Origin of the sequence: Streptomyces sp. NPDC058620 (assembly GCF_042717135.1) — a bacterium.
Classification (GTDB): domain Bacteria; phylum Actinomycetota; class Actinomycetes; order Streptomycetales; family Streptomycetaceae; genus Streptomyces.
Map to the genome: position 1 here is coordinate 1 of NZ_JBHXQO010000100.1, position 12,819 is coordinate 12,819.

Annotated in this window: 8 protein-coding genes and 3 pseudogenes; 3 read left to right on the top strand and 8 right to left on the bottom strand. The window is 67.0% G+C overall.

Features of this window, described 5'->3' with window-relative positions:
* Nucleotides 1-461: 461 nt before the first annotated feature.
* The 4 genes and pseudogenes from ACFWSK_RS36500 to ACFWSK_RS36515 all read right to left on the bottom strand — a co-directional run bounded on the left by ACFWSK_RS36500 (nt 462) and on the right by ACFWSK_RS36515 (nt 5,016).
* The gene (locus ACFWSK_RS36500; protein ID WP_383796137.1) at nt 462-1,295 is read right to left on the bottom strand and encodes a DUF1206 domain-containing protein; all 834 of its coding nucleotides are present in this window, start codon (nt 1,293-1,295) and stop codon (nt 462-464) included.
* Between the two features lie 311 nt (nt 1,296-1,606).
* Nucleotides 1,607-1,870: pseudogene (locus tag ACFWSK_RS36505) on the bottom strand (IS5/IS1182 family transposase); the annotation flags it as partial.
* Nucleotides 1,871-2,182: 312 nt separating this feature from the next.
* A pseudogene (locus ACFWSK_RS36510) lies at nt 2,183-3,322 on the bottom strand (IS701 family transposase); the annotation flags it as partial.
* A 128-nt stretch (nt 3,323-3,450) separates the two neighbouring features.
* Nucleotides 3,451-5,016, bottom strand: coding sequence for an RICIN domain-containing protein (locus tag ACFWSK_RS36515; protein WP_383796140.1), 1,566 nt, complete (start codon nt 5,014-5,016; stop codon nt 3,451-3,453).
* Between the two features lie 80 nt (nt 5,017-5,096).
* Here ACFWSK_RS36515 and ACFWSK_RS36520 point away from each other — a divergent pair, with 80 nt between their 5' ends.
* The gene (locus ACFWSK_RS36520; protein WP_383796144.1) at nt 5,097-7,076 is read left to right on the top strand and encodes an amino acid transporter; all 1,980 of its coding nucleotides are present in this window, start codon (nt 5,097-5,099) and stop codon (nt 7,074-7,076) included.
* 489 nt (nt 7,077-7,565) lie between these two features.
* On the opposite strand, the gene ACFWSK_RS36525 is transcribed toward ACFWSK_RS36520, so the two are convergent.
* The 4 genes from ACFWSK_RS36525 to ACFWSK_RS36540 all read right to left on the bottom strand — a co-directional run bounded on the left by ACFWSK_RS36525 (nt 7,566) and on the right by ACFWSK_RS36540 (nt 10,280).
* A complete protein-coding gene (locus ACFWSK_RS36525; RefSeq protein WP_383796147.1) occupies nt 7,566-7,820 on the bottom strand; it encodes a hypothetical protein in 255 nt (84 codons plus the stop codon).
* A 321-nt stretch (nt 7,821-8,141) separates the two neighbouring features.
* A complete protein-coding gene (locus tag ACFWSK_RS36530) occupies nt 8,142-8,336 on the bottom strand; it encodes a hypothetical protein (protein WP_383796150.1) in 195 nt (64 codons plus the stop codon).
* 139 nt (nt 8,337-8,475) lie between these two features.
* Nucleotides 8,476-9,180, bottom strand: a complete 705-nt coding sequence (locus tag ACFWSK_RS36535; RefSeq protein WP_383796153.1) for a pyridoxamine 5'-phosphate oxidase family protein — start codon at nt 9,178-9,180, stop codon at nt 8,476-8,478.
* Complete coding sequence (locus ACFWSK_RS36540; protein ID WP_383796156.1) at nt 9,177-10,280, bottom strand: globin domain-containing protein; 1,104 nt, start codon at nt 10,278-10,280, stop codon at nt 9,177-9,179. The genes ACFWSK_RS36535 and ACFWSK_RS36540 overlap by 4 nt, the downstream gene beginning before the upstream one ends.
* A gap of 1,205 nt (nt 10,281-11,485) precedes the next feature.
* Between ACFWSK_RS36540 and ACFWSK_RS36545 the strand changes: the two are divergent.
* Nucleotides 11,486-11,590: pseudogene (locus ACFWSK_RS36545) on the top strand (IS5/IS1182 family transposase); the annotation flags it as partial.
* Between the two features lie 139 nt (nt 11,591-11,729).
* The gene (locus ACFWSK_RS36550; protein WP_383796160.1) at nt 11,730-12,044 is read left to right on the top strand and encodes a glycosyltransferase; all 315 of its coding nucleotides are present in this window, start codon (nt 11,730-11,732) and stop codon (nt 12,042-12,044) included.
* Nucleotides 12,045-12,819: the final 775 nt, after the last annotated feature.

A 12,819-nucleotide genomic window follows, 5' to 3' on the forward strand; every position in this document is an offset into this window, starting at 1 on the left:
CTACCTCGCCGGCCTCCACCTCCGAGCCTCCATGATCTGGATCGACGACCTGCTCAAGACCACCGCGTGATCACGACATCACACAGGCCCTAGCGCGCTAAAAGCTTCTAACAGGAGTCTGTGATGGTGTGGCTGTCAGCCTGGTTGCTCGTTGGTCTGTTCGTGGGGAAGAGGGAGTCGCGGCCGTGGCTCCGTTGTCGACGGCATGCTGTATCTGCTCTCCACCGGCGTGCTGCTCCTCATCGCCGCCGTGCTGTACCTGCTCGTACGCTCGGTATCGCGCTCACGCCCTCGACCCCCGGCCCACTGACGCATGGTGATAGATGACGAACCGCCGCTCACATGCGGTCGGTGGCGGGGGCGGGACGGTTCGCCGCTGTGTGTTGACCAGTGCGTGGTGACGGCCCGGCTCAAGGGCGAGCCTACGGGAGGAGCCGGCGGATCCGGTTTGGGTCACCGTGTTACAGGCGGCGCCAGCGGGCCGAGGCGAAGGAGAAGACGCCGAAGAGGATCAACCCGATCGCGACGGCGAACAGGAGCCACGGTCCCGCCGGTGTCTGTGTGAAGCTCCGGAGCGTCGCGTCCACGCCCTTGGCCTCGGCCGGGTCGAAGCGGACGGCTGCCACCAGGATGAAGATCCCGGCCGCGGCGAACACCACACCACGCGCCACGCCTCCAGCCACGCCCAGAGCGGTGACGACCTGCTTCGTACGACGGCTCATGGTGGCGGTGTCCAACTGCTTCAGGAAGCGCCTCAGGGCCGCCCGGACGGCGAGTACCCCGCCGATGCCGATCAGGAGGCAGCCCGCAGCCCCCACCAGTACCTGGCCGTAAGACAGTTTGAGCGCAGATGCCGTCCCGTCCCGCGACTGCTCGTTGCCGCTGGAGCCCTGGCCGCCACCGGCGGCATACACCGCCGTGGTCCAGCAGACGAAGGCGTAGAAGACCGCCCGCCCACCATCGAGGACTCGTGAACCCACCTTGCGCCGGGGTCCCCGGGTGAGCACGGCGCGGGTACCTCGCCACAGCGCCATAGACGCGAAGCCGACCACCAGCGCCCACAGCATCACTCTCCCGAACGGCTGCTCCGCGACTTGGGCCAGCGCGCCCTGCCGGTCAGCCGACTCGCCGCCGCTGCCGAGGGCAACTCGAAGGGCAAGGGCGCCGATCAGGACGTACACCACGCCCCGTGCGACAAAGCCCGCCCGCCCCGCGGCAGTCAGCGTCTCGTTCTGGGCGGAACGGGCCGCGGACTTCACGGCCTGGCCGCGCCCTTGTGTGCTGGACGGCGTCACGATGTCCTCCCCATGGTGTGGGCCTGATACGCGGCCACCCCTCCCGAGTGCCCCGGGCCGGGGGTTTGATGCGCGCACTCGGCGAGCGACGGCCGAGCGGCACCGGCCGGGTCATCGGTCGTCGTCCGGGGCCTCACCGGCGCGGTTGTCCCGGCATCGGGGCCGTCGTCGCCGGGCCCGGTGTTTCAAGGACGGTGCCACGCGGGGGAGTTTCTTGTGCAGCAGGCGGCCCGTCGGCGGCAGCCGGCGAGCCAGGTCATGGTGCGTTCGACGGTCCGGACCGGATCGGCGGTATGCCTTCACGAGCGGGATCCGGTCCGCTCGGTGATCAGATGGATCTTCGACCCGTACTTGCCCCGGTCAACAGGATTCGGACCGGTCAGGCCCCCTCTTTCAGAGCCCGCATGTTCACCGATGCATCCCGACGTCGCCACGAACACGATCGCGGCCAACACCCCACGGTCACCGTGACGGCGCCGACCGCCACCCTGATGCCGCGACGGCGCCTCCGGCACCACCCGCTGAAACAGCTCCCACAGCTCCTCCGGGACCAGCCGCTCAACAATCCCCAGCATGGACAACAGCGTACCGAGCCAATTGAGATGACTTCTTAGTACTCCAGTCGTGCTTCTTCATTTGTCCTGGTCACAGGGTCTTTTTGGAGTCTAGTGGGCTGACGCTCCATCAGGTGGGCGGAGGTTCGTGACTCACCCGGTCGGGGTGCGTGCGGCGCTGGTAGTGGCAGTGGCGGGCGATGGCCTGGTGACGTCGGCGCCAGTGGGACCAGTAGAGCCGACGGGTGGGTGACCGGTGCCGGACTGCGGGGGGATGGGCAAGGTCCAGGAGCCGTCGGATTTCTGCCAGGGTGAGGGGAACGAGGCTGCTCGAACCGTTTCTGCGGCCCCCTTTTCGAGGGCGTGGGCTGTCATCGCGGCCAGGAAGGCGTGCGCGAGCATCGCCAAGGTGATGTGGCGGTACCAGCCGACGTAGCGACGGACTTCGTACTGGTCCAGGCCGCACTCGTTCTTCGCGGCCTGGAAGCACTCCTCGATAGCCCACCGTGCGCCGGCCACCCGAATAAGCTCGGCGATGGTCGCGCCGACTGGCGCGAAGGCCAGGTAGTAGGCGATCTCCTCGGGACGCGCCAGGCTGCGGCGGGCCAGCACCCAGCGGTAGTGGGTGGACTCCGCGCCGTCGACGGAGGGCAGCTTGGCCGCGGCCCAGTCATAAACCCGCGGCCCCTTTGCACCCTCCCCGCAGGAAATCCGCTCCCAGGCATCGGCCGGAGCTCCGGTCAGGACGTGGTCGATGCGCCAACTTCCGGTCGGCGACTTGACCTGCAGCGACTTGGGCACCGCCAGGACGTAGCCCACCCCGGTCTCTTCCAGCATTCGGCGGAAGTGCTGCTCCTGCCCGTCAGCCGCATCCGCGGTGACCCAGGCGATCGGCAGGGCGGAGTCCAGCGCCCGCTGGACCATGGCGCGTGCAAGTTCCGGCTTGGTCGCGAAGGGCTTGCCCTCGGGAATCCGGGCCGCGCGGCAGCGATCGGGGCCCTCGGTCCATGACCTGGGCAGGTAGAGCTCACGATCCACCAGGGCCCGACCCTTGGCAGAAGCGTAGGCGGCGAACACCCCGATCTGGCAATTCTCGGTGCGGCCGGCAGTGCCGGAGTACTGCCGTTGCACCCCGGCGGAAACGGTGCCTTTCTTCAGGAACCCGGTGTCGTCGACGATCAGCACACCGTCCGGCCGCCCGAGCCGCTCGGCCACGTAGTCCTGCAGATCGTCGCGGATCTCGTCCGGATCCCACTGGCACCATGACAGCAGCCGCTGCAACCCGTACGGGGTGTCGTGGCCCGCGTGCTCGGCTATTTGCCAGCTGTTCTTGCGGCCGACGGGACCCAGCAGGCCGCGCACATAGTCCCGCATCCGACGCCGCGGCTCGACCCGGCCGAACCGCTCGCCAACCCGCAGCAGCAACGACTGCAACTCAGCTTCCCACAGCCCTACTTCGACATCACTCTGCATCTCCATGACTGGTTCAACGCACCCCGATCGGGTAAGTCACGAACCTCCGCCCACCTGATGGAGCGTCAGCCCACTAGACTCCAAAAAGACCCTGTGACCAGGACAAATGAAGAAGCACGACTGGAGTACTAGAAGCCCTTCACCACCCAGTCCTGGACGTCAGGAGTGGGGCTGCCCTGGGTCCACAGGGTCAGCCAGACGCCGTTGCCCAACGAGTTGCCCTTCGGCGTGATGGCTTTGCCGTAGGCGTTGACGGCGCTGCCGTCCGCCGACGGGGAGAACCTCTGGACGTCGCTCGAGGGGTTACACGTCCACAGGGTCAGCAGTGCGCCGTTGGTGTTCGCACCGTTGGCCTCGGGGGTGATGCACTTGCCGCTCGCCTTGTGGACGATCAGGCCGTTCTCGTACTTCCACCGCTGGGTGTCCGATCCCGTGCAGGACCACACGGTGATCGGGGTGCCGTTGGCGGTGCCGTTGCCCTGCGGCGTCGCGCAGACGGAGCCCACCTGGTGGAAGTTGGTGAGCCAGCTCCAGCCGTCGACGGGCTTGCCGGCGTCGGGCTCGACGTTGAACACCACCCGGCGCGGTCCGCTGGAGTCAACCAGGGCCTCGTTGGCGCCCCAGAGCCGCTTGGCGAGGGGGTCCCAGGAGAGGCCCTGGGTCAGCTGCGGCGACTGGGTGAGGACGTGCGGCGCCTCGCCCGGCTTGGCTACGTGGATGCAGGAGTGGAGCTCGGTGCCACCAGGCCAGTACGTCGGGCAGGTACCGCTCATGTAGTCGCTGGTGCCGTCCGTGGCCGTGCCCTGGATGCCCCACACGGGAGAGGTGTAGCCCGTGGTCTCCGAGGCCACCGTGGCGGGAGTGCCGGTGCCGAGGGCCGAGAGCGGCCAGCGGACGATGCGGGCGCCCGCGCCGTTCCTGTTCTCCACCGAGACCAGGGCCGGCGTCGCGCCGGAACGGTCGATGCTCAGGCTGCTCAGGCACAGTTCGCTGTTGACGGACGGACCGCAGGCGCGTGGGTTGTTGTTGACGTACGCCGTGGAGATGTTGTCGACCGCCGCGGTACTGACGGTGCTGTAGCGGGCGACGAGCGGCATCGCCCAGAGGTGGAAGCGAGCGGACGTCTTGCCCGCGGCCAGACGGGTGAGAGCGCTCGTGGTGTCGTTCATGCGCCACATGCGCGTCAGGTCGAAGACCTGCAGTTCCGCGCCGTTGGCGACGAAGAGCCTGTTGCCGTACCAGGCGACGCCGTCCGAGTGCGAGGTGTACTCGAGCGGCTTGAAGTTGCCGTTGACCGGCTCCACGAGCGCTATGTGCCCGTACTTGACCTGGCCACCGGCCGACTCCGCGATCGAGACCCTCGCGTAGTCCTCGACGGTTGGCGGAGTGCGGTCCTTGACATACGTGCCGTGGTGCCAGGAGGTGACCGTCAGGGAGCGGCCCGCATACAGCCCGTCGGCGGTGGCGGCATGCGAACCGGCGAAGCCCTGCAGCATCCAGCCACCCCTGGCATCCGCGTAGTTCGACCTGTCGTCCGCATCGTCCCAACAGAACCCGTCGGGCTTGAGAGCGCCGTTCAGCCCGGTGGCGTGACAGAGGCCCGGACGTCCGGTATGGGTACCAAGGACATTGGTGACGGACGCTTTGGCAACTCCGGCCGCCTCGGCGGAGGTGATGAGGTCGGTCGACCGCATACTCGGTGATCGTTACGGTTAGTGAACGTGGTGACCGCCGGGCCCTGTGCGCTGGGGCGAAAGAAAGGTTGATGGGGGAAATGGAAGACCCGAACGAACTGGCTGTGCCGGAAGTGGTGGACAGTCCCGCTCTGCGAGCACAGCCGACCGGCCGCGTGGCGCGGTGGCTGCTGCGCCACCAGGTGCAGCCGGTCGGGCCGGCGGCCGGTGAGGGACATGCCGAGCCGCACGCCTGGTGGAAGGTGATGTGCCTGACCGGCGTCGACTACTTCTCCAGCCTGGCCTACGTACCGGCGATCGCGGCACTCGCCGCCGGGGCGGTCTCGCCCCTGGCGACGCTCCTGATCGTGGCGCTGACCCTGCTGGGGATGCTGCCGATGTACCGGCGGGTGGCCAAGGAGAGCCCACATGGAGCCGGGTCGGTTGCGATGCTGGAGGACCTGCTCCCGTTCTGGCGGGGGAAGTTGTTCGTGCTGGTTCTGCTCGGTTTCGTGGCCACGTCATGGATCATCACGATCACCCTGTCCACGGCGGACGCTTCCGTGCACGTGGTGGAAAATCCCTTCTTCCCCCAGGCCCTGCATGGTCACGAGGTCGCCCTCACGGTGGCGTTGCTGCTGGTGCTCGGAGGGGTGTTCCTGCTCGGGTTCAGTGAAGCGGTCAGTGTGGCCATCCCGCTGGTCGCGGTCTTCCTTGTACTCAACGCGGTGGTCATCGCTGTCGGTCTGGCGGATGTGTTCACCACGCCGGGGGCGTGGTCAGCGTGGACGGACGCGCTCGGCGACGAGGGAGGCGGTCTGGGTGATCTGATGCGGCCGGCGCTGCTGGCGTTTCCGCTGCTCGTGCTGGGCCTGTCCGGCTTTGAAACCGGCGTCAGCATGATGCCGCTCGTGGCCGCCGACGGCGCCGATGCCGGGCAGCGGCTGCGCTCCCGTATCCGTAACACCCGCAGGCTCCTGACCACCGCCGCGCTGATCATGAGCGTCTACCTACTTGCCGCGAGCTTCGTCACCACCGTACTCATTCCCGAGAAGGAGTTCGAGCCTGGCGGCGCGGCTAACGGTCGGGCCCTGGCGTGGGTGGCCCACGAGCACGTCGGTGAGGCGTTCGGCACCGTCTACGACATCAGCACCATTCTGATCCTGTGGTTCGCGGGCGCATCCGCCATGGCAGGGCTGGTCAACATCGTCCCGCGGTACCTGCCCGACTACGGCATGGCCCCCGAATGGGGACGCGCGGTACGCCCCGTCGTGCTCGTCTACACCGCCCTCTGCATCGTCATCACCATCGCGTTCGACGCCGACGTCGACGCCCAGGCCGGTGCCTACGCCACCGGCATCCTGGCCATGATGGTCTCCGGCGCATTCGCCGTCACAGTCTCGGCCGTACGCCGCCGCCGCGCGACCGCCACAGGCTTCGCTCTGCTCACCGTGATCCTGCTCTACGCCTTGGTGTACAACATCGTCGACAAGCCCGACGGCATCACCATCTCCAGCATGTTCATCGCCGGCATCATCGCCGTGTCACTGATCTCCCGCGTTTCACGCACCACCGAACTGCGCGCCGACCGCATCGTCTTCGACCCCGCCGCCCGCCGGTTCATCACCGACACCCTCACCCACGACAACGCCATCAACATCATCGCCAACCGCCGCCAGGCCGGCGACCTGGAGGAGTACACCGACAAGGAGCGCGAACAGCGCGGCACCAACCCGGTACCCGGCCCCGCCGACGTCCTGTTCCTGGAAATCGACGTCGTCGACCCCTCCGACTTCAGCGAAACCCTCACCGTCCGCGGCGTCGAAGTCGACGGCTATCGAATCCTGCGCGCCGAGGCCCCGGCCGCGCCGAACGCCATCGCCACCATCCTGCTCGCCCTGCGCGACAACACCGGTGTTCAGCCGCACTGCTACTTCGCCTGGGCCGAGGGAAGCCCCCTCATGCACATGTTCCGTTACTTTCTGCTCGGCCGCGGCGACACCGCACCCGTCACCCGCGAGATCATCCGCAAACACGAACCGGACCCCGACCGCCGCCCCGGCATCCACGTTGGCGGCTGAGTGACTAGGCAGTGGGTCTTTGGTAGGTGGTGTTGTAGGTCTGGCGTGGGGTGGAAGTTGGCAGGGCGCAGGTTCCGGACCAGGTGGCCAACAGGTGTTGGAGGAGGGTCAGTGCCTGGTAGAGGGTCAGGCCCTGGCAGGGACTTTTGGGCAGTTCCGCTGTTCGGCGTTCATGTTCCTGGAGCTGCGGGCACAAGGTCGAGCTCCGCCAGATGACCGGCCGGGTCGTCGAGTGCCCGATGGACGAGATGAACAGGCCGTGCGGGGCCAAGGACGCCCAGCTACGGATCCCGCCGTCAGAGCCAGAGGCCGGAACACTGTTCACCGGCTGGGCGGCGAACTGGCGACCTGCCGCAAGTTCGCTCCTCCCGCCAGGAACTACGTACAGCAGACCCGGATTGGAGATGCCTGGGTCGCCGGGATGGAACGGGCCGCGAACCGGCTGGAATAGGTGGTCAGTGCCTGCGACCGGCACAACCGGGTGCCGCCTCAAGAACCCCGCAGCACCTTCCCGTAGTACGCGTCAGCGTCAGCCGGCTCCATGTCCCACAGTGGACAGCCGAACCAGGTCCTGCCCTGGTCCAGATGACCGACGTCTCCGCGGATGGTGCCGTCCGCCAGCCCTGCTGAAGCCCCAGCGAGCACGAATCCGTACAGCGCATCGGTCTCGAACCGCTCCAGCTCCTCCTGCGACGCGGGAGCTTGGTGCTCACGAAGGTCCCGTACGACTGCCAGCGCGGCCAACCCGAGCCTCTTCGCCTTCGCCCCGACTGCGGATCTGTCGGACGAGGCGAGAACGCTTCAAGAATCCCGAATTTACGTCACCTGGCGACAGGGCACTCGAAGGAGGAAGAACCACCCTGGCCACGGGCACGGAGACCCAGCGGGACTCAGGGGAACTCACGGGATGTCGTACGACACCGCCGACCTGCCCGGCCTCCAATCGTTCGCCCGGCACCTCGAACGCAACCTGGACGCCGTCATCGTCGGACTCTCACGGCCTCCTCGACGAGCCCGAATCCTTCCAGGAGCTCTCCCACCGGGCCAGGTCGGACTCCGCTTCGGTCACGCCCTGAGCAAATCGATCAACTCCTGCCGCTGATCACCCGACATCTGGCTGAACAGTTGGGCGACGCCCTCCATCACCTTCACGGCATCGTCCGGATCCATCTGCTCGTCTTCGCTGGCCTCGATGAACCACAGGACACCGACCAAAGCCTCGGCCAAAGCGCGGGGCAGAGACGGATATACGGGCATCACAGTGGCTTCCCAGCAGGTCAACGGCAGAGTCCGGCCATACCCACCACACCCGCTGTGCCGCGGCTCCAGCTCACCCGTCCGCAGCGGCTCTTGCTGCTGGTGCAGGCTGCACTCCCTGCCGCTGGTAGTCGGCGACGTCTCAGCGGTCGCGTGAGCCGGCCGAGGGATGTGCGACCCCATTGTCATACGCCGCGTCGGAGACGTTTGCCCCTGTGGGTGCCAGGTCCGGCCTCGGGCCGGATGCCACCGACGCCGGCGCTGGTTCGGTGAAGTAGTCGGGGTCCTTGGGGCGGGTGCGCGCCAGTCCCACGGGGCGGGGGGCGGGCTCGAGGTGAGGGATGTGTTTGGAGCAGTGCACGTAGGCCTCGTGGAGGGTGATGAGAGTCCACAGTGCGGGGTGCCGCCCGGGGGCGGTGTCGACAGGTATCCAGGGGTGGGCTGTACGCAGCTCCTGGTCGCTGAGGAGCTGGGCGGAGCCGTTGACGTGCAGTCCGATGTGGTCGTGGGTGAAGTCCATGAAGAGCAGACCGATGTGCGGGTTCTCTGTGATGTTGCCGGCGCTGGCCAGAACGCCGTTTCCGCGGTATTCGGGGTAGGCCAGGGTGCGGTCGTCCAGCACGGTGACGAATCCGGGAGGGCCGGCCCGGAAGGTGGCGTCGCAGTGACCGCGGGCGTCGGCGGTGGAGAGGAAGACCATTGACTGGCGGTGAATGAAATCACGCATAGCCGCGGTGAGGTACGGGTGGACCTGCTGGTCGTAGAAGGCGTCGGCGCGTTCGCTGGTGCCCTGGTAGGTCTGCAGCAGGCGCTCTCCCCGAGAGGGGGTGACGTCGTGGCGGGTCACGGCTGGTCGATCTCCTGACCGGGTCGGGGCGGTGTGAGGGGGGCGGTGAGAACGGGTGTGTCGAGCGGATCGTGGTGGATTTGAGCCCGGGGGGTCCCCTGGCGCAAAAGGGTGCGTACGGCCGTGGTGACCATGTCGGGCGGACCGCACAGGAAGGCTTCGTGTCGGTCCCAGGGGCCGAACTCGCGCAGGACCTGCGGGAGTGTTCCTTGTTGGCCGGGAATGTTCTCGTGGGAGACGGCCGCCCGAACGGATAGCCAATGGTGACGTTGGGACAAGCGCAGCATGTCGTCGAGGCCGTACAGCTCTTGGGCGGTGCGGGCCCCGACGAACAGGTCCACATAGCGGGCCATCCCAGAGGCGCCGGCTTCCTCGAGTAGGGCGCGGATCGGCGCGAGGCCGGTCCCGCCGGCCACCAGCAACAGGTCGCGGTCACCCGCCGCGGCAAGGGTCATCTCACCCTGCGGCGGTCCGAGCCGCACCCTGTGCCCTGGAGCGGCGTGGTGAACCAGCGCGTTGCTGACCTGGCCATGGTGTACAGCCCGGACATGGAATGTGAGCGTGTGGTCGGTGCGAGGCGGGTGGGCGGGGGAATAGTGCCGCCAGGTACGGGGGTACCAGGGGGTTTCCATGCTCACGTACTGCCCGGCGACGTATTCGTAGGGCAGGTCGGGCTGCACCGTGATCTCGGCGATGCCATGGCCGCGGTATTCGTGGCGGATGATCTGTGCATCCCAGGAAGCCGGGCGCACGCGGGTGTCCTCGGCCGCGGCCGCGATCATCACCTGGGCGGCGATGGTGTAAGCGCGGGTCCAGGCGGCGGCGACCTCGGGGTTCCACGCGGTTCCCGCGTAGCGGGACAGGGAGGCCACCAGGCATTCGCCGACTGCTGGGTAGTGGGCTTCCAGGGCTCCGAACTTACGGTGGTCCCGACCCAACCGGGAGCAGAACTGCACAAGGTTGTCGACGTCATCGACGAGATCGATGATGCGCAGCAGTCCGCGCAGCAACCGGTCACGCTGGACGTCCATGTTGTCTGGGAACAACCCCCGTACTTCGGGATACCGGGCGAAGAGGATGGCATAGAAGTAGACGGTCATCTCCGTGGCCTGCGGTGCGACCACCGTCAGGCTCGTACGTACCAGGGAGATCTCCCGGCCTGTCAGCGGGGCGGATGTCACGTCCGGCCCCCAGAGAGCGCAGGGCGGAGGTGCGTCCTCATTCGCCGGGCGGGAACGGCGTGGGGGGTAGCGGGTGTCGCACACGGTGAGGGGGTCACCAGGCGTATCAGATGTGCTGACAAGTAAAGATTCGCAATCGTAGAAGTACGTTTCATGTCGCTCGGGTTCAGACCAGCGAAAGTGTGATCAGCGGACGAGTCATTGTGCACATAGAGCGACAGGTCCGTACCTGCCCCTGGATCCAGGTCTCATTCTCGAACCAGCACAATTCCCTGGGAAACGTCGGCTCGTGACCAGCCCGCGTCAGGAGTGTGAAGCTTGGGCATGGCACGTCACCAGAGCTCCGACCTGTCCAAAACTGCCCTCGCAAGGGCACTGGGCAGCTTGGACTGGAGCGGGATGGGGAGGTTCGGTAAGCAAATCTGTGGGGTTCAGTGAACGAACGTCGGGGGTGCGCTGCGAGCGGTCGGCACGATAACGCACTGATCTCCAGCCGAACGGGAAGACGGGCTGGCCCCTCGCCGCTGCCCGGGTGGTGCCGTGCCCACACACCCACCCACATCGCACGCAGCCCCGACTCACGCGCCCGGCTGCTCACCTGTGGCTGAGCGCCGTAGATGGCCCGTTTGGCCGGCCACACCGACGAAGCCATCGACCAATTGCACACCGTGAGCACCATCAAAGCCCGCCAGGAGTTGGGCGGACTCCTGATCCGACAAGACCGCGCCGCCGGGGCCCTCACCGTCCACCGTCGCCGAACACCGTGCGGCCAAAGAAGCCGAGCCCACCACCAGACTCACCCCTACGGCCTTCGTCGTGGTCACGTGCACCTTGGTCGGAGCACACGATCAGACGAGGGCCGCCCCCGCATCCGGCGTCCCCAGGTGAGCGACTCAGCACGAGACACCGTTCGAGGCCGGAAGATGAAGATTAAATTGAGTGAGTGTTTGAGAACCTCAGCTGCGGACCGCAGGGTCGAAACGCAGACCTGGGGCCGGGTCCATCCAAGGCTCACCCACCGTTCCTCATGGTTCGACCATGATGGTGAACTACCCTTGTTCGAGGGCATGTTGAGCCGGTTGAAGGTCGAACACCTGTCGAAGGAACAGACGCTCCGCCGGTGTGGTCATGCGAGTCTCCACAGCCGATACGAGTGAAAACCAGAACACTTCCCGGCCTTCACTGCCATCGCCGCAACCATCATCTACCACCGCAGAATCGCCCAGTAAAGAGACTTCTTAGTTGGCCGGGTCCGCACACACGGTGTGTAGGGGCCTATCCGGCCCGCCTGCGGGCGGTCGCGCGCCGCAGGGCCTGTCATCATGTGCCTGACATATCGTCGACTCCTGATGAGGAGCGCCACCAATCATGCGCATGACCCGTCGCACTACTACCGTTGTGGCCACCGCGCTCGGCTTTGCCTGCGTGCTCGCCACCGGCCCGACTGCTGGCGCCTCAGCCCAGGCCGGATGCCAGTACAAGGTCGTGTGGCCGACCGCTGGGGTGTACGAGAATCCGAATCCGAACAGTGTCGTCGTCAAGACCAAGTACGCCGGTGACATCGTCGGCGCATCGACCTGCGAGGGCGCGTCATATAACGAGTACAGCTACGCGCTGGTCGCCACCGACGCGGCAGCAGACGGACGGGGCTGGATACGGGTCGGAGCGCTCGTCGCCCTCTGACAAGGATGTGCGCGCGGGACTGGAGCCGGGACGTGATCTGAACAGCTTGGCGATAGCTGGGCCCAGGTCTTCCTGGTCGGTGAGGTCGATACTTGCGGGGCTGGAAGCGTTCTCCAGGGCTCCCGAGTGATCAACGAGGTTGGCGACGCGCGTGGCTTTCAGCCGGCCTGGGGCGAGGTCGGAGGCGCTGTGTTCTGCGGGAGTGACCAGCAGTGCAGCGTCGGCGTCGAAGAGCTCCCGTAGCCGGCCTGGCCACGTCATTGGTTCAGGCGCCACCGGCAGAGGCATGCCGGCCTGCTCAGCACCGCGTACTGCGGTGGCATGCGCGCGCTGCGCCTGGATGGAGCGGTCAAGCCCACTCCCGCAGGTTCGGCACGCGCAGCAGGCGCTGGGCCAGGTGTCGGATCTCATCCCCGTGCTGGACTGCCCGCTCTCGTTCGGCCTGGCGACTTCGCCGGTCGCGGGCGTAGTCGATTCGGGTCTGCTGCGTGAGCGGGATCCAGCACGTCCGTCGAGGTCGCTCCACAGTTGGAGGTAGCGGCGCTCGACTGCTTGGCGGCTGCGTAGTTCGAGAGCATCGGCCAGGCGCGCCCATGTGACCTTCTTGCAGCGGGCCGCAGCGATGAATCGGCGCTCGCCTTCCTGGAGCTTCTCGCGGGCAGCCCGCATCACCAGAGGCTCGCTAGGGCCTGTGTGATGTCGTGATCACGCGGTGGTCTTGAGCAGGTCGTCGATCCAGATCATGGAGGCTCGGAGGTGGAGGCCGGCGAGGTAG